23 protein-coding genes and 1 pseudogene are annotated in these 25,149 nt (G+C 74.4%); 12 read left to right on the forward strand and 12 right to left on the reverse strand.

The window, feature by feature from the left end:
• Nucleotides 1-70: 70 nt before the first annotated feature.
• Nucleotides 71-337: a hypothetical protein gene (locus tag ACFY3L_RS14425; protein WP_389322781.1), complete on the reverse strand. Its 267-nt coding sequence runs from the start codon at nt 335-337 to the stop codon at nt 71-73.
• A 124-nt stretch (nt 338-461) separates the two neighbouring features.
• Here ACFY3L_RS14425 and ACFY3L_RS14430 point away from each other — a divergent pair, with 124 nt between their 5' ends.
• From ACFY3L_RS14430 to ACFY3L_RS14445, 4 genes are all read left to right on the forward strand, one after another.
• The gene (locus tag ACFY3L_RS14430) at nt 462-2,090 is read left to right on the forward strand and encodes a hypothetical protein (RefSeq protein WP_389322783.1); all 1,629 of its coding nucleotides are present in this window, start codon (nt 462-464) and stop codon (nt 2,088-2,090) included.
• A gap of 32 nt (nt 2,091-2,122) precedes the next feature.
• Nucleotides 2,123-2,842: a vancomycin high temperature exclusion protein gene (locus ACFY3L_RS14435; protein WP_389322784.1), complete on the forward strand. Its 720-nt coding sequence runs from the start codon at nt 2,123-2,125 to the stop codon at nt 2,840-2,842.
• 96 nt (nt 2,843-2,938) lie between these two features.
• Complete coding sequence (locus ACFY3L_RS14440) at nt 2,939-3,466, forward strand: SigE family RNA polymerase sigma factor (RefSeq protein WP_389322786.1); 528 nt, start codon at nt 2,939-2,941, stop codon at nt 3,464-3,466.
• Nucleotides 3,466-4,641 carry a hypothetical protein gene (locus ACFY3L_RS14445; RefSeq protein ID WP_389322788.1) on the forward strand — a complete coding sequence of 392 codons (1,176 nt, stop codon included), beginning with the start codon at nt 3,466-3,468 and terminating at the stop codon, nt 4,639-4,641. The genes ACFY3L_RS14440 and ACFY3L_RS14445 overlap by 1 nt, the downstream gene beginning before the upstream one ends.
• A 129-nt stretch (nt 4,642-4,770) precedes the next feature.
• On the opposite strand, the gene ACFY3L_RS14450 is transcribed toward ACFY3L_RS14445, so the two are convergent.
• From ACFY3L_RS14450 to ACFY3L_RS14465, 4 genes are all read right to left on the reverse strand, one after another.
• On the reverse strand, nt 4,771-5,109 hold the full coding sequence (locus tag ACFY3L_RS14450) for a hypothetical protein (RefSeq protein ID WP_389322790.1): 339 nt from the start codon (nt 5,107-5,109) through the stop codon (nt 4,771-4,773).
• A 90-nt stretch (nt 5,110-5,199) separates the two neighbouring features.
• Nucleotides 5,200-6,555, reverse strand: a complete 1,356-nt coding sequence (locus ACFY3L_RS14455) for an MFS transporter (RefSeq protein WP_389322792.1) — start codon at nt 6,553-6,555, stop codon at nt 5,200-5,202.
• Between the two features lie 230 nt (nt 6,556-6,785).
• Nucleotides 6,786-7,826: a hypothetical protein gene (locus ACFY3L_RS14460; RefSeq protein ID WP_389322794.1), complete on the reverse strand. Its 1,041-nt coding sequence runs from the start codon at nt 7,824-7,826 to the stop codon at nt 6,786-6,788.
• Nucleotides 7,827-7,915: 89 nt separating this feature from the next.
• Nucleotides 7,916-8,827: a phosphotransferase family protein gene (locus ACFY3L_RS14465; RefSeq protein WP_389322796.1), complete on the reverse strand. Its 912-nt coding sequence runs from the start codon at nt 8,825-8,827 to the stop codon at nt 7,916-7,918.
• Between the two features lie 49 nt (nt 8,828-8,876).
• Between ACFY3L_RS14465 and ACFY3L_RS14470 the strand changes: the two genes are divergently transcribed.
• Together ACFY3L_RS14470 and ACFY3L_RS14475 are read left to right on the forward strand one after the other, a co-directional pair.
• Entirely contained in the window at nt 8,877-9,359 is a 483-nt protein-coding gene (locus tag ACFY3L_RS14470; protein ID WP_389322798.1) for a MarR family winged helix-turn-helix transcriptional regulator, read from the forward strand.
• On the forward strand, nt 9,356-9,721 hold the full coding sequence (locus tag ACFY3L_RS14475) for a VOC family protein (RefSeq protein WP_389322800.1): 366 nt from the start codon (nt 9,356-9,358) through the stop codon (nt 9,719-9,721). The genes ACFY3L_RS14470 and ACFY3L_RS14475 overlap by 4 nt, the downstream gene beginning before the upstream one ends.
• Nucleotides 9,722-9,951: 230 nt before the next feature.
• Here the strand turns inward: ACFY3L_RS14475 and ACFY3L_RS14480 are convergent, their stop codons facing one another.
• The 3 genes from ACFY3L_RS14480 to ACFY3L_RS14490 form a co-directional block, all read right to left on the reverse strand.
• Nucleotides 9,952-10,479, reverse strand: a complete 528-nt coding sequence (locus tag ACFY3L_RS14480) for a hypothetical protein (protein WP_389322802.1) — start codon at nt 10,477-10,479, stop codon at nt 9,952-9,954.
• Nucleotides 10,480-10,690: 211 nt separating this feature from the next.
• A complete protein-coding gene (locus tag ACFY3L_RS14485; protein WP_389322804.1) occupies nt 10,691-11,353 on the reverse strand; it encodes a response regulator in 663 nt (220 codons plus the stop codon).
• 532 nt (nt 11,354-11,885) lie between these two features.
• A complete protein-coding gene (locus ACFY3L_RS14490) occupies nt 11,886-13,052 on the reverse strand; it encodes a sensor histidine kinase (protein WP_389322806.1) in 1,167 nt (388 codons plus the stop codon).
• Between the two features lie 177 nt (nt 13,053-13,229).
• Between ACFY3L_RS14490 and ACFY3L_RS14495 the strand changes: the two genes are divergently transcribed.
• Nucleotides 13,230-13,994, forward strand: a complete 765-nt coding sequence (locus ACFY3L_RS14495) for an ABC transporter ATP-binding protein (RefSeq protein WP_389322808.1) — start codon at nt 13,230-13,232, stop codon at nt 13,992-13,994.
• Between the two features lie 50 nt (nt 13,995-14,044).
• Nucleotides 14,045-16,888 (forward strand): FtsX-like permease family protein, encoded by a 2,844-nt coding sequence (locus tag ACFY3L_RS14500; RefSeq protein ID WP_389322810.1) that lies wholly within the window; start codon nt 14,045-14,047, stop codon nt 16,886-16,888.
• 344 nt (nt 16,889-17,232) lie between these two features.
• Here ACFY3L_RS14500 and ACFY3L_RS14505 read toward each other — a convergent pair whose 3' ends face one another.
• Nucleotides 17,233-17,679 (reverse strand): GntR family transcriptional regulator, encoded by a 447-nt coding sequence (locus ACFY3L_RS14505; protein ID WP_389322811.1) that lies wholly within the window; start codon nt 17,677-17,679, stop codon nt 17,233-17,235.
• A gap of 64 nt (nt 17,680-17,743) precedes the next feature.
• Here ACFY3L_RS14505 and ACFY3L_RS14510 point away from each other — a divergent pair, with 64 nt between their 5' ends.
• The 4 genes and pseudogenes from ACFY3L_RS14510 to ACFY3L_RS14525 all read left to right on the forward strand — a co-directional run bounded on the left by ACFY3L_RS14510 (nt 17,744) and on the right by ACFY3L_RS14525 (nt 22,248).
• Nucleotides 17,744-19,204, forward strand: a complete 1,461-nt coding sequence (locus tag ACFY3L_RS14510) for a tetratricopeptide repeat protein (protein ID WP_389322812.1) — start codon at nt 17,744-17,746, stop codon at nt 19,202-19,204.
• A gap of 422 nt (nt 19,205-19,626) precedes the next feature.
• Nucleotides 19,627-20,160 carry a SigE family RNA polymerase sigma factor gene (locus ACFY3L_RS14515; RefSeq protein WP_389322813.1) on the forward strand — a complete coding sequence of 178 codons (534 nt, stop codon included), beginning with the start codon at nt 19,627-19,629 and terminating at the stop codon, nt 20,158-20,160.
• Nucleotides 20,157-21,473, forward strand: coding sequence for a hypothetical protein (locus ACFY3L_RS14520; protein ID WP_389322815.1), 1,317 nt, complete (start codon nt 20,157-20,159; stop codon nt 21,471-21,473). The genes ACFY3L_RS14515 and ACFY3L_RS14520 overlap by 4 nt, the downstream gene beginning before the upstream one ends.
• Nucleotides 21,474-21,494: 21 nt before the next feature.
• A pseudogene (locus tag ACFY3L_RS14525) lies at nt 21,495-22,248 on the forward strand (YqjF family protein).
• Here the strand turns inward: ACFY3L_RS14525 and ACFY3L_RS14530 are convergent.
• From ACFY3L_RS14530 to ACFY3L_RS14540, 3 genes are all read right to left on the reverse strand, one after another.
• Nucleotides 22,238-22,621, reverse strand: a complete 384-nt coding sequence (locus tag ACFY3L_RS14530; RefSeq protein WP_389322817.1) for a PPOX class F420-dependent oxidoreductase — start codon at nt 22,619-22,621, stop codon at nt 22,238-22,240. The pseudogene ACFY3L_RS14525 and the gene ACFY3L_RS14530 sit on opposite strands and share 11 nt — an antisense overlap.
• Nucleotides 22,618-23,571 carry a hypothetical protein gene (locus ACFY3L_RS14535; protein ID WP_389322818.1) on the reverse strand — a complete coding sequence of 318 codons (954 nt, stop codon included), beginning with the start codon at nt 23,569-23,571 and terminating at the stop codon, nt 22,618-22,620. The genes ACFY3L_RS14530 and ACFY3L_RS14535 overlap by 4 nt, the downstream gene beginning before the upstream one ends.
• Nucleotides 23,572-23,815: 244 nt before the next feature.
• On the reverse strand, nt 23,816-25,144 hold the full coding sequence (locus tag ACFY3L_RS14540; RefSeq protein ID WP_389322820.1) for an ROK family protein: 1,329 nt from the start codon (nt 25,142-25,144) through the stop codon (nt 23,816-23,818).
• Between the last annotated feature and the right edge of the window lie 5 nt (nt 25,145-25,149).

A 25,149-nucleotide genomic window follows, 5' to 3' on the forward strand; every position in this document is an offset into this window, starting at 1 on the left:
CCGTCACCGCGCCACGATAACGTGCCTGGCGGGCGGCCCGGCAAAGCCCGGCCGCCCGGGCGGCGAACGCTCAGTAGCCGATGGCGGTGGCGGCGACGTCGCGCATCGCGGTGGCGGTCGCGGCGGCGGCGGCGTACAGGTTGGCGAGCGGCCGGGGCGACTCGCGGAACAGGATGCCGTAGAGGGTGGCGGCGTCCAGGTAGACGGCGGTGTCGTTGGGGTGCTTGCCGCCGGCGACGATCAGGAACGACGCGCCAGGCCCGCGAAGGTCCGGCCGGCGGGCGCGGTGCCGCGGTCCCAGACCGTCCAGCCACACCGTCCTGCGGTGCAGCTTCATGCGGCCCCCGACATGACCGGCGCCCGCCGGCCGCTGATGACGATGCACGCCCACCTCCGGCACGCAGTGCCGCACCGGCGCCGGCACACCGGCAGCGCAATTCGATGCCGGTAGGGTCGGCCGGGTGTTTGACGCGTTCTTCCGGCGTGCGACGGGCGGCCCGCCGGACCCGGTGCTGACCGGGCTGGCCCGCGACGGGTTGCCCGGCACGGTCCCGGCCCTGCCCGACCCGAAGCACCTGGTGCTCGTGTGGCTTTGGCGGCGTCTGTACGAGGCGGCGCCGCGCCGGCTCCTGTTCGCGTGGCCGCACGGGTCGCCGCTGGAACCGGTCGCCGAGGACGTCGGGCGGTGGCTCGACGCGCTCGACCTGGCCGGCGAGGTCAGCGTCCACGTGGTGATGGGCGGCGCCGGCGAGGCCGACCGGCGGTGGCGCCTGCACCCGCACCGGCCCGCGGTGGTGATCGGGGCCGCCGACGCGCTCGCCAGCAAGGCCCTCAACCGCGGCTACAGCCTGTTCCCGGGGATGTGGCCGGTCGACTTCGCCCTCGTCACCAACGGCGCGCACTGGATCGTCGCCGAGCCGCACCGGTCCCCCACCGCGACCGCCACCCTGCTCCGGCTGCTGTCCTTCGCCGCTCCGGGCGGGCCGTGGCCGACGGCCGAGCCGCTGTCGCTCACCTGCGTGTCGCCGGCGCCGGTCGCCGCGCCGCCCACGCTGGGGCGGGACGATCTCCTCGCGCTGTTCGACACGGCGGAAGACGTCGACGTGACGCCGTACCTCTCCGAGACGGGCGACTTCGACGTGCAGGTCGCGTGGGCGCGGTGGACCCCGGCCGACGTCTCGGGACGGCCCGCGCCGGAGGCCCGGCCGCCGGAGCAGCGGTGGCGGACCTCGGTGCCGTCCCGCACAGTCCGGGCCTTCGCCGGCCGGGCCGCCGTGTGGTGGTTCGACCACGCCGACGGCCGCTGGGCTCAGGTGACGGCGGACTCGCCGCTGCGGCCCGGGGAGACGGTCCTCGTGGCCGCCGCCGACGGTGGCCTCGGCCCGTCCCCGGGCGTGCCGGTGGACCCGGCGCCCGACGTCGACCCGGTCCCGCGGCCGGTCGGGCCGGGCATCAGTCTGGGCACCGGGCCGGGCACCGGGTGGCTGTCGCTCGACCAGCACAGCGCCGACGTCCGCGACCAGGTCCGGGCGTTGCTGAGTGCCCTCGGCCCGGTGCTGCCGCCGGGCGCGGCGCACGCCGCCGTCACCGCCGGCTACGCGCACGACCTCGGCAAGGCGCATCCGACCTGGCAGGACGCGCTGTGCTGGCTCGCCGGCGACCCGGAGCCGGCGTGGATCACGGCGGGCCGGCCGTGGGCGAAGTCGGGGATCGACGCGCCGCTGCGGTTCCGCGACGACGTCGCCTACCGGCACGAGTTCGGGTCGCTGCTGCTGCTCGACGGGCCGATGCGCGGGCTGCTCGACGGTGTCGACGACCCTGACCTCGTCCGCTACCTGGTCCTGGCCCACCACGGCAACCTCCGCATGCGGGTGCCGCTGCCCGGGGACGTCGGCGCCGGCATGACCGTCGCCGTGCCGGCGCTGCTCGGGCAGCCCGCCGGGGTCCTGACGGGCGGCCCGACGGCCGGGTGGCCGGCGACGGCGGCCGGGCTGCGCGACCGGCACGGGCCGTTCCTCCTCGCATACCTGGAGATGCTGGTCCGGGTCGCGGACTGGCGGGCGAGCGCCGGGCTGCCGCACGCGTCGTGACGGGGCTTGACGGCGGGTGCCAGGCTCTGGGCATGCCTTCGAAGCCGGCGCCCGCGGCCGGGGCGGCGGCGCGCCGGCGCTGGTGGCAGTGGCGCACCGTCCGTGTCCTGGCGATGCTCGTCGCCGTCGTGCTGTACTACGGGCTGCTGCCCATCGTCGGCAGCGTGGTCTGGGTCCGCTCGTCCGCCGACGGTCACCTGTACACCGAGCAGACGGTGCCGGTCGCGCCGGTCGCGCTGGTGTTCGGCGCGCAGGTGTACGCCGACGGGACGCCCTCGCCGTTCCTGGCGGCGCGGCTGGAGCTCGCCCGCCGCCTGTTCGAGGCCGGGAAGGTCAAGGTGCTGCTCGTCTCCGGCGACAACATGCACCACGACTACGACGAGCCCACCGCGATGCGGGCCTGGCTACTGGAGCATGGCGTGCCCGACCGGAAGATCGTCCGCGACTACGCCGGCTTCGACACCTACGACACGTGCGCCCGCGCGAAGCGTGTCTTCGGCGTCACCCAGGTGACCGTGGTGACGCAGTCGTTCCACCTGCCCCGCGCGGTCATGCTGTGCCGCCGGCTCGGCCTGGACGCCGCCGGGGTCGGCGACGACAGCGTCAGCAGGTTCACCTCCGTGTGGCGCGCCAACGCCCGCCGCGAGTACCCGGCCTGCGTCAAGGTCGTCTACGACGTGGCGTCCGGCCGCGACCCCGTCTACCTCGGCCAGCACGAGACCGGCGTGGAGGACGCGCTGCGCGCGAACTGACTCCGTTTCGTTCTCAACCTCCACCGTGCCCGCACCCGTCGGACGGGGTGAAGGCGCCCACCCCGCCGGACGGGGGGTGCGCAGGGAGGAGCCCGGATGCGCAGTGACAGCGAGGCCGACTACACGACGTACGTGTCGGCGCGGCTGACAGCGCTCCATCGCGCCGCATATCTCCTGTGCGGCGGCGACCAGGACCGTGCCGACGACATCGTGCAGGTCACCATCACGAAGCTGTACCGGCACTGGCGGCGGGCCAGCGGCGCCGACAACCTCGACGCGTACGTGCACCGGATGCTGGTGCGCACCTACGTCGACGAGAAGCGGCGGCTGTGGTCACGGGTGCGCCTGCTGCCGGGCCCCGACGAGGAGCTCGCCGGCGCCGACCGGCCGTACGACGCCGCCGACGACCGGGACGTGCTCATCGCCGCGCTGCGCGGGCTGCCGCCGCGGCAACGCGCCGTGATCGTGCTGCGGTTCCTGCTCGACCGGCCGGTCGAGGAGGTCGCCGAGGCGCTCGGCTGCTCCACCGGCACCGTCAAGAGCCAGTCCTCCAGGGGCCTCGCCGTGCTGCGGGCCGCGCTGACACCCGCGCCTTCTCCGGCCGACACGATGGGAACACTGTGATGACCACAGAAGAGGAGCTCCGCGACCTGCTGCTGGCGGTCGAGGTGCCGCCGACGACCGCCGACATCGGGCTGGCCATCGCCACCGGCCGCCGCCAGGCCGCCCGGCGCGGCGCGATCCTGGCCGGCGCGGCGGCCGCCCTGGTCGTCGCCGGCGGCACCGCATACGCGCTCGGTGCCACGGCACCGGACACGCACCGCGACACGCCCACCGCGCAGGGGCCGCAGGACCCACCGTTCGCGGCGTGCACGCTCGACACGATCCAGGTCCCGGGCGCTCCCGGGACGCCGGTGGTCGATCCTTCGGGCCGTCACGTCGTCGGTTCCGTCGGAGGGATCGCCTCCCGGATCACCGACGGGCAGGCCGTGCCCTACCCCGGCGCCTTCGGCGAGGTGGTGGCGGTCAACGTCGACGGGCTGATCGCCGGCTACGACGACACCGTCGGCTCGAGCCAGCAGCTGGCGTGGACCTACCACGACGGCGCGAAGACGATGCTGCCGAAGCTCGCCGGGTACCCGTACACGACGCCGACCGCCGTGAACGCCCGCGGTGACGTCGTCGGGTACGCGTCGGGCGAGTCCGGCGACGACAACGTCCCGGTCCTGTGGCCGGCGGACCGCCCCGGCACCGTCGTCGCGCTGTCCATGCCGCCCGGGTTCGGCGAGCCGGGCACCGGCGGCTCCCACGCCTCGGGCGTGTCCGACGACGGCACCGTCGTCGGCGTGGTCCGCGGGGTGGCGGTCCGCTGGCTCCACGACGGCAGTGCGAGGCTGCTGCCGCTGCCGCCCGGCTACGAGGGTGCCCAGGTCGTGGCGGTGCGCGGCACCTTCGCCTACGGCTGGGCGGCGGTCACCGGCGGCAACCGGGTCGTGCCCGTCCGCTGGTTCCTCCCGTCGTCATCGGACGACCCCGCGTTCGTGATGGCGGGCGCCCCGTTCGACATCGTCGACGGCACCCCGACCGGCTGGTCCATCACTGGCGGCGGCGACCTGCGCGAACCGGTCAGGATCGCCCCCGACGGGACCGTCAAGCGGCTGCCGCTGCCGCCGGGCGTGCGGCCGCTGCCCGCCGGCCGGGGCGCCGGCGCACGCTCGATCAGCGACGACGGCAGGACCGTCACCGGCGCGACCGGGGACCGCCGGCTGCTGATCTGGCACTGCGACAGCCCGTCCTGAGCCTTGGGAGCTCCGCTGCCGGGCCGCTTCGTCGGCGGCCCGGCCTCAGGGGCGCTTCTTCGGCGGCCCGGCTTCAGGAGCGCTTCGTCGGCCGCCCGGCCTCAGAGGCGCTTCGTCGGCCGCCCGGCCTCAGGGGCGCTTCGTCAGGTCCTTGCCCTCGATGCCGAGCAGGGTGGCGGTCGTCGGGCAGTCCAGCGACGGGCACTCGCGCGGGTGGGCGAGGAACGTCGCGTGGTCGATCGGCACCACCGTGACGGCGAGGGGCCTGAACGGCCCGCGGGACCAGTAGCGCTCGGTGCTGGCGGCCCGCCGCAGGGCGAGATCCAGCGCCGGGCTGAACTGCGTGAAGTCATGGCAGACGAGGACCGGGCCATAGCCCGGCCAGTCGAGGCGCACCGCGAATCCGTCGCCCTGCGCCGGGCGCCGCAGCAGTGCGCGGATGAGATCGGTGAGGTCTTTGCGAGGCATCGGCGAACCACCCTTCCAAGAGCCAACGACCGACCAACGTAGACGTTATTCGTACACGTGTACGAACGCCAGCGTTGCGGGTGGTCTTTGTCAGGAGGGTTCGGTGACCTTCTCCACCCGCGGTGCGGGGGCGGCCGTGAAATGGTGGCTGAGCCGGCGGTACGGGCGGCTGCGCAACGCGATCAGGCTGGCGGCCAGGCCGACGAACCCCGTCAGGACGAACACGAGCGCCAGGCCGCGGTCGGCTCCGGTGCCGAACCAGTCGCCGATCAGGCGGGCGCCCGCGCCGTCGGTCATCAGCGGGATGAACACGAACTGCGCGATCGGCGCGATCAGGAACGCGGTCAGCGGCGACGCCGCCTGCTCGACGCTCTGGGCGAAGCCGAACACGCGCCCCTGCCGCTCGTACGGGACCACCTTCTGCAGGATCGTCTGCTCGGCGGCCTCCGCGTACGGGACGAGCAGCATGTACACGAGCATCCCCGCGCCGAGCAGGACGACGGACGACCGGGCCGGGAACAGCACGGTGACGGTCCACAGCACGACGTTGACCAGCAGCAGCAGGCGGACCGGGCGGCTGCCGAGGCCGGTCCGGGCGACGCACAGGCCGCCGACGATGAGCCCGGCGCTCAGCGCGCCCCACAGCAGGCCCCACGTCCGCACGTCGACGAGCGACAGCCCGTACGCGTCCATGAGGGCCATGTAGACGCCGCCGAGGAAGTTGTTGAACGTCGAGAACAGGATGAGCGCGGTCAGGCCGGGCACCTCGCCGACGACGCGCATGGTGCCCTTGAGGTCGACGCTGCGCTTCGGCTCCTCGCCGTCCTCGGCGGTCGCCGCCGCCGGGACCACGCGGAGGAACGACAGGTGCACGACCGCGGCGGCCAGGACGGCCAGGGCCATGACGAGGACCCAGAACATGCCGCCGACCGCCACCAGGAAGCCGCTGATCACCGACGTCACCAGGAACGACACCCCGGACGTCGTGCCGACGAGCCCGTTGGCCCGGTCGCGGTCGCCCTCCTCGATGAGCGCCGTCACCATCGTCGGCAGCGCGATCGTGCGGATGTTGCCGGCGATGACACCGAACATGAGCAGCACGATCATCACCCACAGCGGCACGCTCGCCGGGTCCTTGAACTCCTCCCGCGGCACCGTCTGGTAGACGCCGAACGCGGCCGCGTACAGCAGGAACGACGCGACCGCGGACACCTGCATCATCGTCGTCTTGCTGTGGTGGTCGACGAGGCTGCCGAACCAGATCCCCGTCAGGGCCGTCATGACCAGGAAGATGCCGGACACGAGCCCGGTCGCGAACACCGACCGCGTCTCCAGGTACACGTAGAACGTGATCGCGAACCACACCGTGAAGTTGACCACCGACACGAGCAGCGTGTTGACCAGCAGCTGGTAGAAGGTTCTGCGGTCTCCCTGAATGGCGGCCATGCAGAAGATCGTAGGACCTCACCGGGACTTCAGGTCCAGTACAGATCACCTACGATGCGCCGGCGCGGGTCACCATGTGGGTGCCCTACGACGAGCAGCGCCTGCGACGCACGATCGCGGTCGTGATGCGCCCGCAGGTGCGGTTGATGCGCGTCATGGGCGGCATCGCCGGGCGGAGGCCGTCCTTCCGGTTGATGATCACGGATCGTCGATGGGCCGCAGCAACCCGGTCAGCAGGGGCGGCCGTAGTCGTACGGGAGGGCCTGCAGCCGCTCGACGGGGATGTCGCCGAGGATCAGGTACTTCTCGACGCCGTCCGGGACGATGTCGTCGGGGTCCATGAGGGCGAAGTACGGGTCGACGCCGCCGGTGGCCGCCATGTACGGGCGCGGGTCCTCGGCGTACGTGACGAGCGCGCCCGCCTTGTCGGTCAGTATCAGGCCGTACTCCTGCATGGCGCGGGCGATGGTGCGGGCGGCCGGGCTGCGCACCACGCTGATGTCGAACGCCGGGTCGAGGCGGAACCGCTGGCCCTCGCACGGGATGTCGGCGCCCTCGGTGTTGCCGTCGTTGCGGGTCGCCGGCCACGAGTCGCAGTCCTTTCGGGTGCGAACGGTGGCGATGTTGACGGCGTGGTCGATCCTGCCCCGGCGCAGCTCGTCGATGCGGATCGTGAACGCGCCCATCGGCAGGCCTGTCGCGGTCGCGCCGAGCGGGTTGGTGAAGATGCCGGGGTTACGGGAGTAGTGCTCGATCTTCCCGCCCCAGCACGCCGACCAGTGCCCGGCGGCGTCCTGCCCGGCGCGCCAGAAGTCCCAGTACGTGTCCGTCGACGGCTGGTAGATCGTCACCGCGGCGTCGGAACCCTTCGACGCGATCAGGTCCGCGGGGGTCGGCACCGCCGCGAGGCTGTCGGCGATGACCGGCGCGAGGTGTGGCAGGTTCAGGCAGTCGGAGAACGTCCACCGCTGCGTCGGGGTGTCCCTGCCGACCGTGAAGATCGGCGTGGAGTACTCGTCGGTGTTCACCGCCCACGAGCCGTAGTTGTTCACCTTGTCGAGGCGGATGTTCTCCACGACCGCGGCGGAGTTGGCGGCGAGCGGCACGTACCGGGGCAGTTTCGTGTTCCACGGGCCCTGCTTGGAGAACCCGTTCGCCGGCCGGCCGTGCTGCCCACCGGCGCGCTGTGGCGCCGCCTCCGCTGCCTGGGCCGCTTGGGCCGCCTGGGCCATGAACACCGTTGCCAGCACCGCCAGGATCCGTGGGAACATGCCGCGCAGCGTAGGGCGGCGACCACCGACGGTGTTGGTTCGCCGCCATGGTACGACCCGGACCTGGGCCGGCACGGTGAAACTTCCACTCACAGCCGGGTGCGCAGCCATCTGAACGCGCCCAGGCCGAGGTGGAGCTTCGCCGCCGTGATGTTCTCGAGGCCGGGAAGCGGCTCCGCCAGTCCCCCGGCGAGCAGGAATCCGGCGTGCGCGGCCAGGATCGCCGTGACATCGTCCGGCCGGATCGCCGTGACGGTCTCCGGCGCGTCCTCCGGCAGGAACGGCTCTGGGTCGAGGCCGTCGGCGGCCACGCTCGACAGGAACGTCACCAGGTCGATGACGGGTGAGCCGCGGCGGGCGTGCGGCCAGTCGACGAACACCACCCGGTCGCCGGTCAGCAGGATGTTGTGCGGGTAGAGGTCGCCGTGCACGAGCGACTCGCCGCGCGCCGCGCCGAGGCCCTGGCGCTCCAGTCCGGCGAGGCGCCGCAGGTCTGCGGCGGCCTCCGGCTCGTACCGGCGCAATCGGGAAACTCGGGAAGGGTCGGCTGCGAGGTCGGACCACCCGCCGAGCCGCGGATGGTCGGCGGGCAGCGGGACCGGTGCCGGGGTGGCGGTCCGCGCCAGGTCACCGATCGCGCCGACGACCCGGTGGATGTCCAGCCGCGTCCACGGCCGCCCGGGCGACCGGCCGTCGACGTCGTCGAAGGCGAGCACGCACCAGTGGCCGTCGTCGTGCACGCCACGCAGCCGCGGCGCGGGTACGGCCGGCGGCAGGGCCGCGCCGATCCTCGCCTCGGTCCGGTACGCGTCGACCTCGTGCGGCCAGGCGTCGGCGTCGATCCCCTTGACGAACCGGCGGTGCCCGTCCGCACGGGTCACCCGCACCGCGAATCCGGGCGAGAAGCCGTCCGCGCACGCGTCGACGCGGCCTCCGCCTCCCACCAGCGCTTCGACCGCCCTTTTCACGGCCTCCGGCAGTTCGGTCCACTGTGGACGCATCGAGCTTCCCCCTTGCGGTTGTGTGCGGATCGCACGTAATATCTGTGCGATGCGCACGGATATGGTTGCGGGTGGCGGGCCGGCACTGTTCCGGCTGGTCCGGTTCTGGTCGCGGCGGTGGGCGGCCGGCATCACCCACGACGAGGGCGGCGACGTGGCGCACATCCTGGTCCTGGAGGCGATCTCCGCCGCGGGCCGGCCCGCACAGATCGGCGCGGTGGCGGTCGAGCTCGGCCTGGACCGCTCCAACGCGAGCCGGATGCTGGCCGCGACCGTCGCCGCCGGCCTGGTCACGAAGACCGTGTCGCCCCGGGACGCCCGGCGGACGTGGCTCGACCTGACCCCTGCCGGCGAGGACCTGCTCGCGGGCGCCAGGGCGTGGCAGGAGCAGACGTTCGCGCGGATGGTCGCCGACTGGCCACCGGCGGACGCTCGCCGGTTCGCAGCCTATCTGGTCCGCCTGGCTTCGTCGTCTTCGTCCGCACCGCCCGCGTCGTCCCCTCCGTCGGGCCGTCCTTCAGGAGAGTCATGACCATCGTGCTCAACCACACCATCGTCCCGGTCGCCGACCGCCACCGCGCCGCGCAGCTGCTCGCCGGCCTCCTCGGCGTCGAGGCCGGCCCGCCCGTCGGCCCCTTCGCGCCGGTACGCGTGAACGCCGACCTCACCCTCGACTTCGACGACCGGTCCGGCGCCCGCCCGGGCCACTACGCGTTCCTCGTCGACGACGCCGTCTTCGACGCCGCGCTCGCGTTCGCCGAACGGACCGGCCTCGAGTGGAGCTCCGCCCCGCACGTCATCGACCACCAGATCAACCATCTGTCCGGCGGCCGCGGCGTCTACGTCCTCGACCCAGACGGCATCGCCTACGAACTCTTCACCGCCGTGCCCTGACCTCCACCGTCACCGCGCCTGCCCCTCCGTCACCGCTCCTGCCGTCTCCGGGGCACGGGACCTGGCGCTGCGGCTCGGCACCGCCCTGCCCCTCCTTCGCCCGCTCCTGCCCCTGCGGCGACTACTGCCCGTGCCTTTTCGGGGACTCCTCCGCTGCAGCGGGTCCTGCCTCTGCAGCGGGTCCTGCCGATGCCCCTGTGGCGACTGTTGGCCGTGCCCCGGCACCGCGGCTAGCTGACGGGCGCCGGCGTTCTACGGAAGTACGCGTTCGACGCCGGCAACGCCAGTAACAACCCCGCAGCGGCAACCCCGGCCACCGAAGCCCCGGCGAGGACGACCGTCAGCGGCCCGTACCAGCCGGGCATCGCCACCTCCATCGCCGCCGCGATCTCATCCGACGCCGCCCCACGGTCCACCAGCCGCGGCGACGTCACCGACCCTCCCCCGAGCAGCCCAGGACTCAGGCAGCCCGCCCCGGCCACGCAGATCGCCCAGGCGACGACCCGCGCCCAGTTCCGCGGCCGCCCGAGCAACAACGCCGGCACCGCACACACCACCGCGATCACCACCGCGGCGAGCACTCCGGCGATCGCCGCCCCGGTCGCCTCGTCCCCACCGCGCATCCCGCCGTACGCCGAGATGTACGCCCGCCGCACGTCATCCAGCAACACCACCCCCAGCAGCCCACTGACCACCGTCAGCACCGCGACCCCGAGCAACGACCACCGCGCGGCGTCCACCGTCCCAGGCCTGCGCACTGCGACTCCCACTGTCATGCAACCCTTCCGCTCAACACCCCGGGCACCCTCGACCCGAAGTACCACCACCCCGCCAGTCGCAATGCTGACATCCCAACGCCACACTGCCCCCAAACTCCCCCAGCCCGGCCCGACACCCGACGCCACCGCGCCCGGCGCCACACCTCCGCGCCGCGCCTGCGGCCGGTGCCGACAACCATGCCGGGGGCGGTCATTGCGCGACGGTGACGAGACCCGTTTCGTACGCGACGATGACCAGCTGCGCCCGGTCCCGCACCTCAAGCTTGGCCAGTAACCGGCTCACGTGCGTCTTGACGGTGGCGAGGCTCAGACTGAGCTGCCCGGCGATCTCCACATTGGACAGTCCCCGCGCGATCAGCGTCAGCACCTCCCGCTCCCGTCCGGTGATCCCGTCCAGCCGCCTGTGCACCGGCGGCACGGTGGCCGGCCGCTGCGCGAACTCCCCGATCAGCCGTCGCGTCACCGACGGCGCGATCAGCCCGTCCCCCGCCGCCACGACCCTGATGGCGTTCAGCAGTTCCCCCGGCGGCGTGTCCTTGAGCAGGAACCCGCTCGCTCCAGCCCGCAGCGCCCCGTACACGTACTCGTCGAGGTCGAACGTCGTGAGGATCAGGACCCGCGTCTCAGCGGTCACCGGGTCGGCACAGATCCGCCGGGTCGCCTCGATCCCGTCCATCAACGGCATCCGCACGTCCATCAGCACCACATCCGGCCGATGCTTCCCTGCCAGCGCCACCGCCTCCACCCCGTTGCCCGCCTCGCCGACCGTCGTGCAGTCGCCGCTCAGGTCGACCAGGACCCGGAAGCTCCCCCGCAGCAACGCCTGGTCATCCGCGATCAACACCCGGATCACGCCACCACCTCCACCGACAAGCCCATGCACCTGACCCGCCTCCACGCTCTCATGCACGCCCATGCCCCCGCCCTCGCGGAACCCGCCACCGCTCCAGCCCGCCCAAGCCCCACCGCCGGCAACCCCGGCCACGCCACCCCAACCCGCCCAAGCCCCACCGCCGGCAACCCCAGCCACGCCACCCCAACCCGCCCAAGCCCCACCGCCGGCAACCCCAGCCACGCCACCCCAACCCGCCCAAGCCCCACCGCCGGCAAACTCAGCCGCAGCACCCCAACGAGCCTGGGCGCCACCGCCGGCAATCCCAGCCGCAGCACCCCAACCGGCCCAGGTGCCACCGCCGACATTCCCAGCCGCACCAGCCCGAGCCCCGCCGCCGCCCGACCCTGTCGCGCCACCATCCCAATCCGCCCAAGCGTCGCTGCCGGAAGGGCAGGACCGACTCGCGCCGCCTCGCCGGCCCGCCCAGGTTCCGTCGCCGGCCGTGCGGGCCGCGCCGGCTCGCCAGCACGTGCGGAGCATCGCGGCCGGGTCATGCCGGCACCTCGACCGGTGTGTACGGCAACCTTGCCGCGACGACGAACCCGCCGCCCTCCCTCGGCGCGGCGGTGAACTCGCCGCCGTGAGCGCCCACTCGCTCACGCATGCCGATCAGTCCATGGCCGGTGCTGTGTGTGCGGATCGGGCGCCGGCCGTCGTCCGTGACCTCCACGTGGACGTCCGCAGGGCCGATCGTGACCGTCACCCGGCAGCGGGCCGGTGCCGCGTGCTTCACCGTGTTCGTCAGGGATTCCTGGACGATCCGGTACACCGCGAGGCCCACCGACTCGGGCACCGCCTCCTGCGGTGCCGTCCCGGTGACCTCCAGGCACGCCTCGACGTCTCCGAACGACGCCTGCTCGGCCAACGCGGGCAGCTCCGCCAGGCCGGGCGCCGGCGCATACGGCGTGTCGTCGCGCAGCATGCCCAGGACGCGGCGCATCTCCAGGAGCGCGCCCCGGCCGGTCGCCTCGATGACCCGCAGCGCGTCGCGGGCCTCCTGCGGGCTCGCCTCGGCGACGTGGTTGCCGACGGCGGCCTTGACCACGATCAGGCTCATCGTGTGGGCGACGATGTCGTGCAGCTCGCGGGCGATCCGCAGCCGCTCCTCCGCGACGGCCTGCCGGGTCACCTGCTCACTCTGCCGCGCCGCGTGCGCCCGCCGCTCCCGCAACGTCCAGCCGATGAGCCAGCCGGGCATGGTCATGACCGCCCCGTACACGACGGCGAAGCTGCTCGACCAGAGGGTGCCGCCGGTCGTGGCGAGCGCTGCGTCAACCGCGGCGAGGCAGCCGGCCGCCACCGGCAGCGACCATCGTGGCGGGGTCGCGACGGCGAGGGTGTAGAAGGCCAGCGCGAGCGAGAAGGATGGCGCGGCGGCCGCGAAGTTGGGGATGACGCCGGTCGCAAGCGCGGCCGCGGTGGCGAGGCTGACCGTGACGGCGACGCCGACCGGGAAGCGGCGGCGGGCGGCGAGCGGCAGGCCGATGACGAGACCGGTCAGCACCGACACCCATGCCGGCTCGGCGACGCCCGGTCCCTCGGGCGACTCGAGCGCCGCATAGGCACACAGTGCGGCACCCACCACCACGGCGAGGACCGCGTCGACCACGTAGAGGTCGACGGGCCGCAGGCGGCGGGTCAGCAGGAGTTCGCTCACGAGGTCGACGGTAGTGGCAGGTGAGGCGGGGCGCGTCATGCTCAGGTCTGCCTCGCGCGGTCATACTTAAGAACTACGGATCGGGCTCCACCCCCCGCGTCTCCGACTCAAGTACGACCCAATCGAACGACCTGAGTCGGACGCGGCGAGGCCCCGGCCGCGGGCAGGCTCGTGGGCATGACACCGACAGTGCTTCTCGACGACGTGCGGGCCGTGTACGGCTCCGGCACACGGCAGGTGACGGCCCTCGCGGGTGTGACGGTGGGGTTCGACCGGGGGACGTTCACGGCCGTGATGGGGCCGTCCGGGTCGGGCAAGTCGACGCTGCTGCACTGCGCCGCGGGCCTGGACCGCCCGGCGTCAGGCTCGGTCACCGTCGACGGCACCCGCCTCGACGACCTGGACGAGGACGCGCTGACGCGCCTGCGCCGCGATCGGATCGGGTTCGTGTTCCAGGCGTTCAACCTGGTGTCGACGTTGACCGCCGCGCAGAACGTGGCGCTGCCGCAACGTCTCGCGGGCCGCCGACCGGCAAGCAATGACGTCGCGGCCGCGCTCACCGCCGTCGGGCTGGCGGACCGTGCCAGGCATCGGCCGAGCGAGCTGTCCGGTGGTGAGCAGCAACGCGTCGCGCTCGCCCGAGCGCTGATCAGCCGGCCGGCGGTCGTGTTCGCCGACGAGCCGACCGGCGCCCTCGACAGCGCCACGTCCCGGCAGGTCCTCGGGCTGCTGCGGGCCCTCGTCGACGAGCACGGGCAGACGGTCGTGATGGTGACGCACGACCCGGTCGCCGCGGCGTGGGCGGACCGGGTGGTCATCCTCGCCGACGGGCGGATCGTCGACGAGCTGGGCGGCAGCGGCGAGCGGGGCGGGATCACGGCCGAGACGGTCGCCGCACGGACGGCCGCCGTCGAAGCCGGCGCCGTGGGGCCGGCATGCTGACCCGGCGGCGAGCGGCACGTCCTGTCAGCGGTGACGGGTGGCGTACGGCGGTGACGCGGACCGTCCGGCGGTTCGCGGGCGCGTTCGTCGCTGTCGCCGTGGGCATCGTCCTGGTCACCGCGGCGACACTGCTGTTCGCGTCGGGACGGCCGCAGGTCCCCGACCGCCTCGCGGCGACCGGCGTGGTCGTCCGCAGCATGGACGCCAGCGCACCCGCCGACTCGTTCCCGCCGGCGGTGCCGTGGTCCTCGGACGCGGCCACGGCGCTCGCTGGGCGTCTCGCCGCGATCCCGGGTGTCGCGGCCGCCGTCCCCGACCGCACGTTCTACATGCAGGCGATCGTCGACGGCCGTCCGTACGCGGCCGACGGGCGGCGGCAGGACGCCCGCGAAGGGCACGGCTGGGCCAGCGCCCAGCTCGGCGGGCTGCGCCTGACGGCGGGCACCGCGCCCCGCGGTCCCGGCGAGGTGGTCGTCGACCGGGCGCTGGGGCTGCCGCCCGGTGACCGGGTCACGTTGCTGACCGCTGCGGGGCCCACGTCGTACACGGTGAGCGGCACCGTCGACTCGCCCGGCTTCCACGTCACCGACGAGGTCGCCGCGGCGCTCGCGCCGGGCGTCGACACGATCGGCGTGATGCTGCGCCCTGGCGCGGACCGCATGGCCGTCGCCGCGGCGGCCCGTGCGGTCAGCGGCGCCGGCGCCCGGGTCCTGACCGGTGACGACCGGGGTGTGCTGGAGCCGCGTGACGACGCGCGCATGCGGTGGATCGGGATGCAGGTGCTGACCGCGGTGGCGGCGCTGTCCGGGTTCGTGACGGTGTTCGTGGTCGCGTCGACGTTCGCGTTCGCGGTGGCGCAGCGGCGACGGGAGTTCGGGCTGCTGCGCGCCGTCGGTGCCACGCCCCGCCAGATCCGGCGGACGGTGCAGGGCGAAGCGCTCGCCGTCGGCGCCGCCGGCTCTGTCGTCGGCATGCTCGTCGGTACCGCCGCCGCAACGCCACTGGGATGGGCGCTCGTCGACGCGGGGTTCGAGCCGGCGACGTTCCGGGTGCGGTTGGTGGCGTGGCCGTTCGTCGTGGCGCTCACGGCCGGGCCGGTCGTCGCGCTGGCCGGGGCGTGGTCGGCGGCGCGACGGGCGGCCCGGGTGCGTCCTCTCGAGGCGCTGCGGGAGGCGGCGGTCGAGCAGCGGCCGATGGGGTGGGCGCGCTGGGTCACCGGGCTGTTGCTGGTCGCCGCCGGTGCCGCGCTCGGTGTGGGGACGGCGACGTCGGGCAGCGCGCAGCATTCGGCGACGTTCGCGCTGTACAGCATGATGGCCCTCGTCAGCGGCGTCACTGTCCTCGCGCCCGCGGTCGTCGGTCCGGTGGTGCGGCTGCTGCGCTCGCCGCTGCCGTCGCGGGGCGGCGCGATCGGCATGCTGGTCCGTGGCAGTGCGCTGACCGCGGCGCGGCGCACGGCCTCGACAGCGGCGCCGGTGCTGCTGACGGTCTCGTTCGCGGTGCTGGTGTCGGGCATGGTCCGCACGTCGACCGGCGCGTATGCGGCGGGGCGGTCCGCGCGGGTCGACGCCGGCTGGGTGGTCGCGCCGGACCGGGCGCCTGGCCTGTCGGACGCGACCGTCGCGGCGGTGCCCGGTGCGGCGATCCTGCCGACGACGGTGTTCGTCCCGCCTGCCGAGGGCGGTGACGGGCGGGCGTTGCGGACCGCGTTCGGGGTGGATCCTGCGGCGTTCGCCGCGGTGAACCGGCGTCTCGAGGTGGTGAGCGGCTCGCTGGCGGAGTTGCGCGGCGACGACACGGTGGTGCTGACGGTGTCCGCTGCCGCGTCGGCCTCGGCGACCGGGTCCGGTGCGATCGCTGGAACGGGCTCGGCCGGCGCATCCGGTGCTGCGGGGCCGTCCGTTGGCGCGGTGCCGTCCGTTGGCGCGGGGCCGTCTGGTGGCGCGGTGCCGTCTGGTGGGGTGCCGTCCGATGGCGCGGTGCCGTCCGTTGGCGCGGTGCCGTCCGGTGGCGCGGTGCCGTCTGGTGGGGTGCCGTCCGTGGGGGTGCCGTCGACATCGGGCGGCATTGGATCATCCGGTAGCACAGGGACGTCAGGTGACGCGGGACCGTCAGGTGGCACGGCGACATCAGCGAGCGCGAGATCGCCCGGAAGCACGGTGACATCAGGAAGCGCGGGGCCGTCCGGACGTGCGGGGCCGACGGGTGGTGCGGGGGCGGCAAGTGGCGGCGCCGGGCAGCGTGGGGTTCCGGGGGTGTATCCGGTGATGTTCGCCGACGGGACGGTGGTGACACTGCGGGTGGTTGCGGTGATCACCGATGCGTCCGTTCCCGGGGACATGGTCCTGCCGCGGGCGGTTGTGCGGGCGCATGACCCGTCGGCGTTGACGTCGGCGGTGTTCGTGCGGGACCGGGTCGAGGTGCCGGCGGGGTCCGGTGCGTTGGTCATCGACGTAGGCACGTGGGCGGCGGAGCAGGACAGCGCCGAGGACCGGCTCGTCTGGATGTTCACGGTGTTGCTGATCGCGGTGTCCGCCGGGTACGGGGCCATCGCCGTCGCCAACACGCTGCTCATGGCGGCGGCTGGGCGGGCGGCGGACGTGCGGGCGGTGCGGTTGGCGGGGGCGACGCGGCGGCAGGTGCTGCGGCTCGTGACGGCGGAGTCGGCGCTCGTGGTGCTGATCGGGGCGGTGCTGGGTGGCGCGGTCGCGCTCGGTGCGCTGCTGAGCATCAGGGCGGGGCTGGCCGAGCAGGTGGGTGCGCCGGTGGAGCTGGTCGTGCCGTGGACGGTGGTGGGCGGGGTCGTCGGGCTGTGCCTGCTGCTGGCGGTCGCGGCGAGCGCGGTGCCGACCTTACGCACGCTGCGGAGCGGGCCGGTGCAGGAACCGCTGTAGCGCCAGCAGAACGGTCACGCCGGCCGGCGTCGCAGCGAGAGGTCCGCGCCCGGCGCAGGGAGGGCTTGGGTGTCGGGCTGTGCCCGCGGATCGGCGGTCGCGGAGAGCGCGGTGCCGGCCTGACGCACCCTGCGGAGCGGGCAGGGGCGGGAATCCGTTGCGGTGCCGGTCGAACGGTGACGGCTGACTAGCGATGCGGGTTTGCGAGGTCCCCGGCATCGGGATCAAGCGTCGTGCAGCGGCGATGGTGTGGCATCTACCGGGTGTTCGGCGGGCTGAGTGTCGAGCAAGGTGAGGGAGGGTGCGACGGGTGATGGTCGTGGGGGAATCGGCGAGTGGTCCGGTCAGGCGACGTCCATGACCTTGGTGGTGGCGGTGGCGAGACCTTCCGGGCTGAGGACCTCGACCTGGTCGGCGAGGAACACCTCGACCTGGCCGAGCCGGTCGCGGACCTCGACGAGGGGGACGCCGCGGTCGATGCCCAGGGTGAAGCGTTCGGCGGTGGTGGGCATGCGGCAGGTGAGCCTGCTGCCGCGGCCCATCACCACGATGCGGCGGGCGGGGCGTTCGCGGACGATCGAGGCGGCGCCGCGGCGGGAGGTGACGAGGCCTTCCTCGCGCAGGATGGCAATGGCACGGCGGACGGTGGTGAGGCTGACGTCGTACCGGTCGCAGAGCTCGCGTTCGGTGGGCAGCGGCTGCCCGGCGGGACGGGTGTCGTGGGTGATCTCGTCGCGGAGGAGGTCGGCGATCTGGTGGTACATGGCCGGGACCTGTCGCTGCACATTCACGGTGTCCACTCTATCATCATGTAGCCATAAGGCCATGCCTCGGAGGCGGATAGACTTCCGCGCCGTGACTGCATCCGCCGCACCGATCGACGTGGCCGTCTCGCTCATGCATGAAGGGCGGTTCGTCGAGGCCGAGGAAGTGATGGTGCGTGAGCTGCGGGCGGTCACCGTCCGGCACGGGCACGGCAGTGCCGCGTGGGCGGCGGCGCAGTGCGACCTGGGCAACATCCTGCTCAACTGCGACCAGCCGGACCGGGCCATCGCCTGCTACCGGGAGGCGATCGCGGTGCCCGCGGTGGACCGCAAGGATCACCTCACGTACCGGATGAACCTCGGCCTCGCGCTGCGCATGACCGGCAGGCTCGAGGACGCCGAGGCCGAGCTGCGCCGTGGGGCGGAGGGGCGGCAGGCGTTCTACGGGCGGGACCACGCCGGGTACGCGTTCGGCCTCGAGCCGCTGGCGGACGTGCTGCTGCAGCGCGGCAACGTCCGGCAGGCGCGGGACGTGATCGAGGAGACGGTGCGCAACCTGTGGAGCAACGGGCACGATCAGGTCGCGTCGGCGCTCGCGCTCCGCGCGGAGATCGTGCACGCCGGTGGGACCGGCGAGCCGCTGTTCCCGGGGCTGGACCAGCTGCCCGACGGGGTCGTCGAGGCGATGGCGTCGGCCGTGCTGCTGCGGCAGGGGCTCGCCGAGCCGGCCGCGCACCGGGCCGTCATCACCGTGCTCGCCGCCGCCGTGGAGGCCCGGCTCGGCCCGGACCATCCCGTGACGCTCAACGTCCTCACCACGCTCGCGAACACCGGCCGTGACCTGGGCGACCAGGCCGGGCGGGTCGACGCGATCCGCCGGGTCCTCGCGTCCCACGACCGGCAGGGGCACGCCGCGGACGCCCTCACGGCGGAGCTCGGTCTCGCCCTCGCGTACGGCGATGCCGGTGACCGGGACGGTGCGCTGCGCACGTACGAGGCGGCGCACCGGCGGGCGCTGCGGATCGACCGGCCGGAGCTGACCAGTCTGGCGCTGCGCAACTGGGGGCTGGCGCTGAGCGACGCGGGCCGGACGGAGGAGGCGGAGCGGTGCCTCACCGACGCGGTGGCCCAGGCGCAGCGTGGCGCGGACTTCGAGATCCTCGGCCGGGCCGGCGTCGCCCTCGGGATCTTCCTGCAGCATCAGGAGCGGCTGGCGCAGGCCCGGACCGCGCTGGAGCACGGGCTCGCCGCGCTGCCGGACGCGCATCCTGACGCGATCGCCGGCCGGAGCCACCTCGGCGCGGTCCTGCAGGGCCGGACCTGCGGGTGCGGGGACGTGACGGGGGCGGTCGAGGAGGCGTTCCGCGAGTTCGTGCTGCGCCGGTTGCCGCAGGACCTGCTGGAGCGGTTCGACGCGAAGATCGTCGACGGCGACTTCAAGATCGAGGTGCACCTGCGCCGGGAGCCGACCGAGGAGGAACTGCAGCGGCTCAACGGCGTGGTGCAGTCGGCGCTCGCGGAGTTCCGGCACCGCGTCCAGGAGCAGGGGTAGGGCCTGACGCGGTGTCCCCGGCCGGTCGCTCAGGTCCTGGGAGGCCAGCAGGAGCCTGCCGGACAGCGGTGCACGCCGAACGGGGGCGGGCGTCAGGCGCCATACAGCCAGCGGCCGGACCGCGGCGCCCGCCGTACGGGAGCGGCAGCCAGGCGCCGTACCCGCCGGACCGTCGCGGACCGGACAGCGGCGCTCGCCGAACGGTGCAGGCGTCATGCGTCGGACCGTCACCGGCGGAAGCCGGGCGGAAGCCGAGCGGCAGCCGGGCGGAAGCCGAGCGGCAGCCGGGCGGAAGCCGAACGGGAGCGGGCGGGAGCCGAGCGGGAGCGGGCGGGAGCGGGCGGAAGCCGAGCGGGAGCCGGGCGGCAGGTGCCGTGCAACCGAAACCAGGGGTGGGGCGCACCTAGGGCTAGGGAGGTGCGATGCCGAGCGGAGAGAGCGACGAGCAGCGCCAGTTCCGGGAGTACTTCACGGCCCGGCGGGATGCGGTGCGCAGGACGGCGTACCTGCTGTGCGGGGACTGGCACTGGGCTGATGACCTGACGCAGACGGCGTTCATGCGGCTGGCGGTGAGCTGGCGCAAGGTACGCGACCGGGAGGCGCTCGACGGGTTCGTGCGGACGTGTCTGGTACGCGCGTACCTGGCGGACGTGCGGCGGGTCTGGCGGCGGCGGGAGCGGAGCGTCGCGGAACCGCCGGACGTGGCGGGGGCGGCCGGCGCGGCGGAAGGCAGCCCGCGGCGGATCGCGTTCGCGGCCGCGCTGCGGCAGTTGCCACCGCGGCAGCGGGCCGTGCTGGTGTGCCGGTACTACCAGGACCTCGACGTCGCCGCGACCGCGGCGGTGCTCGGGTGCGCACAGGGGACGGTGAAGAGCCAGGCCGCGCGCGGGCTGGCGAAGCTGCGGGAGCTGCTCGAGGCCGACGGTGAGCTCGCGTTGACGGAGGGGCTGCGATGAACCAGATCCGGGAACGGTTCGACGAGGCGGCCGGTGCAGCGCCGCCGAGCAGGCTGTCCGCCGACACGGTCTACATGCGGGCGTTCCAGCGGCGACGCCGGCGGGCGGCGGGGTGGACGGCCGCCGCGGCGGCCGCGGCGGTGGCCGCGATCGCCGCCGCGACGACGCTGGCGCCGTCCGGGGGGCAGCCCGCGGACCCGCCGGCGCAGACCGCCGACGGGTGGCCGGCCGGCACCCGCGACGGGTCCATCGTGTCGATCGCCGCCGCCGACGCCGAGCACCTGTACGCGAAGGTCAACGCGTGCGGTCAAGGGGCGCAGCGGCAGTGCACGGTGAACCTGGTGGGCTCCGACGACGGCGGCCGGACGTGGACGGTGCGGTCGGCGGACTTCGCCGGCGACGTGTCCGCACCGTCGCCGGGGGTGCTGGCGCAGACCGTCGAGCAGCAGAACACCGACCCGACGGGCCCGCAGCTGCTGCACATCCCGCTGGTGAGCCGGGACGGCGGCCGGAACTGGCAGGTCGTGGAGACGGTCGCCGGGCAGGTGCCGAAGGTGCCGGCGGGCGGCTGGATCATCTGCGCGCCGCCGACGAGGCCCGCCGACCTGTGCACGATGCTCGCCGTCGACCCTGTCACCGCCCGCGCGACGCTGCTGGCGAACCCGCCGGACATCGACGTCCACGACAGCGTCGCCGTGCCGTCGGCGGGCGGGTTGTGGGTCAGCGGCTGGGAGCGCGGCGGCGAGCACCGGCCCGCGGTGTCCGTCAGCCACGACAGCGGCGGCACGTGGACGACGCACGTGTTCGGCCGCGGCGAGGCCGACGTCCCGGTGCCCGACATGTTCCAGTACCCGGTCGTGGCGAGCGTCGACGGCGTCACCGGGTACACGATCATCCCCCTGCCCGATCCGGCGGACACGACCGGCATGGGCCCGACATCGGCGGCGACGGCGGGGATCAAGACGCTCGTCTACCGCACCGGCGACGGCGGGCGCAGCTGGCAGCGCGTCCATCCCGCACAGTCGTTGCCGCGGGTGTACTACCAGGAGGGCGCCGCCTATGTGGCGGCGAACGGCGCCCACGTCGTGATCACCGAGCAGGACCCGCCGCAGCGGTGGTACGCCAGCACCGACGGCGGTCAGACCTACCACCCGGCGAAGCAGCCGGGCCTCGGCACCGCGCTGCTGCACACCGCCTACAAGCGGGTCCTCGCCGCCGGCCCGGGCGCCTACCTGGCGTTCGACGCCGAGGCGCTGTACCGCTCCAGCGACGGCCTCCAGTGGACCAGGACGGTGATCAAGGTGACGACCTGAACGGTGCCGACCTGAGGGACAATGAGGGCCGTGCGGATCGAGGACGTGACCCCGGAGACGCTGCGGCCGGTGCGCCGCTCGATGCTGGTGCAGCGCTGGCACGACCTCGCGTTCCTGCACTGGGCGGTGCTGCCGGAGACCGTCGCGCCGTTCCTGCCCGCGGGCACGGTCCCCGACACGCTCGACGGGGTGTCGTACGTGGGGCTCATCGGCTTCCGGATGGTGCGGCTCGGCCTGTTCAGCGGGCCGGGCCTGCCCTACCTCGGCACGTTCTGCGAGACGAACGTGCGCCTGTACAGCGTCGACGGGGCCGGCCGGCGCGCCGCGGTGTTCCTGTCGCTGGACGCGGCGCGCCTGCTGCCGGTGCTGACCGCTCAGGTGTCGCTGCGGCTGCCGTACAAGTGGGCGGGGATGCGCCTGGTGAAGGACGGCGACGTCGTGCGGTACACCAGCCGCCGCCGCTGGCCGGGTCCCCGCCCCTGCGGTGAACGCCATGGCGGTGCGGGTCGGCGCGCCGATCGCCGAGCCGACGCCCCTGGAACACTTCGTCACGGCCCGCTGGGGGCTGCACACCCGCGCGTTCGGCCGCACGCTGCACCTGCCGAACGAGCACCCCCGGTGGCCGCTGTACCGCGCGGACCTGCTCGACCTCGACGACACCCTGGTGACCGCGGCGGGCCTGCCGGCGCCGGTCGGCCCGCCGGTGAGCGTGCTCTACTCCCCCGGCGTCCCGGTCCGCTTCGGCACCCCGAACGTGGTGGACGTCAGAACGTGACGACGATGCCGATGCTCACCCGCGGGCGGCGCAGCAGCCGGTTGAACCAGTTGCCGATCCGTGAGGAGATGTAGCGGCGGCCGATCGCCCGGCGGATGCGGGCGACCCCGTCCGGGTCCTCGACGAGGCGGGCGGTCCCCTCGAACGACGGCGCGCCCTCCGGCACCCGGCCGCGGATGTCGCTGGGCGCGACCACGACCCGGCCGCTGTTGCGCAGCCGCTTCACCTTCCCCGACCCGGGCTCGGTGAGGATCAGCACCTCGTCGCCGTCGACGACGTGCCACACGGCGGTGGAGACGGGCGTGCCGTCCTTGCGGAACGTGGTGAGGGCGACCTGCTTGCGCCTGCCCAGGATGTCCGTGCGGCTGCTCATGACCCAACGGTAGGCCGCAGCCACGGCTCCACCCGCAGCAGGTCGAACCCGACGGCGTCGAGCTGCTCGTACAGGCGCGGGGTGAGCATCATGAGCTCGACGGTGAACACGTCGTCACCGCCGACGGCCCAGATGCCGCTGGCCGGGTCGGCCATCAGCGGGTCGAGGCCGGCGCTGACCTGCTCCCGCAGCTGCTCCTGCCGGGCGATGCTGGGCCGGCCGGGCGCCGCGACCACGCACAGGTTGCCGTCGAACAGCTTCCGCAGCCGCTGCTCCTCACCCGCGGCGTCTCCGGCGACGACCTCGACGACCATCACCTCGGTCGGCTGCGGGCCGGCCGTCGCCCCGGTCGGCGGCCCGTCCGGGTAGGCGACCCGCAGCGGCCGGAACCGGTCGGGGTGCTGCTCGTAGACGTACCGGTGCATCGCGATGCCGTCGGCGCCGCCGCCGGGCTTCCAGCCGCCCTTCGGCGCCCCGCACGGCACGGTGTCGTCGAGCGTCACCGGCGGCGCCGCGGCCGGTGGCCCCTGCTCGGTCACGTGCAGCTGACCGCCGCGCCAGGTGCCGCGGAGGCGGGCCTGGCCGGCGGTGACGCCACGCACGACGCTCGCACCGGTGAGCTTCGCCGGGTCGACGCCGGTGACGTCGACGCCGAGCGCGCACGACAGCGGCTCGTCACCGGTCCGGCCGATCGCGGGGACCGGGGCGGGCGCGCAGAGCCGGGCCGGTTTCCCCGGCGCGACCAGCACCTGCCCGCTGGCCTCGACGAGGTCGCCGTCGTCGACGACGAGCGCCCTGGGGTCGGCGGCGGCCCTCGTCGGCGGCGGGGCCTGCTCGCCGGGCGCGGCGGGTGGCCGGTTCGCCACCAGTACCGCGGCGACCAACGCCACCAGGGTGCCGGCACCGGCCGCGGCAACCACCGCCCACTGGCGGCGTCCATCCATGCTCATGCTGCTGAGACGCTCCCGCGGCCGATCCGGTTCCGTGCGCGGCGGCGGAGCCGGGAAGCGGGAGCACGTCGCGATGACGCACGCCCAGCAGCCGGGTCCAGCACGACGACGATACCGCGCCGCGGCACCGGGTCAGGGGTCGGCGGGCAAGAGGGCGGCGGGCCAACAGGACGGGTCAAGGAGGCGGGTCAAGGAGGCAGCGGGCCAGCGGGGGCAGAGAGCAGGCGCGTCAGGGGCCAGCGGGTCAAGGAGCCGAGGGGGTCAGGGCGGCTTCCGTCAGGACGAGCGACATGGCGGTCTCGGCGGCGCCGATCGCTGGGCCGTGGGAGCCGAGGGCGGCGGGGACGACCGGGGGCAGCGCGCCGCGGCGCCAGGACATCACGCCCTGGGCGACGGCGGCGTGCAGGGCCGGGGCGGCGACGTCGAGGAGGTCCACGCCGAGGCCGCCGAGGGTGACGACGGCGGGGTCGACGGCGTTGATCAGGGCGCCGATGCCCCGCCCGAGGGCCGCGGCGACGGTTCGGCAGGCGGTGGCCGCGGACGGGTCGCCGGAGCGGGCGGCGGCGATGGTCCGCTCGGCGAAGGCCCGCGGGTCGGCCGGTGCGCGGCGGCCCAGGTGGCGGGCCATGGCGCGGCCGTCTACCTCGAGGTCCCAGCAGCCGCGGGCGCCGCACGGGCAGCGGCGGGACGGGTCACCGAACGGCAGGTGGCCGAACTCGCCACCCGCGCCGGCGGCGCCGAGCACCGGGCGGCCGTCGACGATGAGGACGCCGCCGACGCCGACCTCGACCGTCAGGTGCAGGGCGACGCCGATGCCTTGAGCGGCGCCGCGCAGCGCCTCGGCGACACCGGCGAGGGACGCGTCGTTGCCGACCGCGAGCGGCAGGCCCGCCGGACCGCCCGGCGCGAAGCCCGCCCCACCGCCCAGTACAGAAGCCGCCCCACCGCCCAGCGCGGAAACCGCCCCACTGCCCGGCTCGGAAACCGCCCCACTGCCCGGCGCGGAAGCCGCCCCGCCGCCGGACGCAGAAGCCCCGCTGCCCGAAGCGGCGACGGAGGGGCGCAGGCCGGCCAGGGGGCGGAGGTCGACGCCGCGCCAGCGGAGGTTCGTCGCCTCGACGAGGGTGTGGCCGTGGACGGTGCCGGGGATCGCCACCCCGACCGCGCGCAGGCGGTGCTGGGGAAGGGCGGCGAGCGCTTGGCGTACCAGCGGAAGGACTGCGTCGGCGGGCTGGCCGAGGTGCCGGTGGACGGGCGCGGCGGCGAGCGCCCCGCCGATCGCCGCGGTCGTCACCGTCCAGGTCGCGTGGGTGATGTCGACGACGGCGACCAGCGGCCCGTCGGGGTGCGGGACCAGCGTCGCCGTCGGACGGCCGCGGCCACCGGAATGCGGGGCGGGTGCCTCCGCGAGCAGCCGCGCCGCCCGCAGCCGGCCCATGATGCCGGCCGCCGCGCCGCTGCTCAGCCCCAGCCGCGCCGCCGCCTCGGCCCGCGTGATCCCCGGCGAGCGGTGCGCGCACCGCAGCATCGCGAGCGCCCCCTGCGCCCGCAGCGTCTCCGCGCGATGGTCCATGGGTG

It is taken from the genome of Dactylosporangium sp. NPDC000521 (genome assembly GCF_042898305.1).
Lineage (GTDB): Bacteria > Actinomycetota > Actinomycetes > Mycobacteriales > Micromonosporaceae > Dactylosporangium.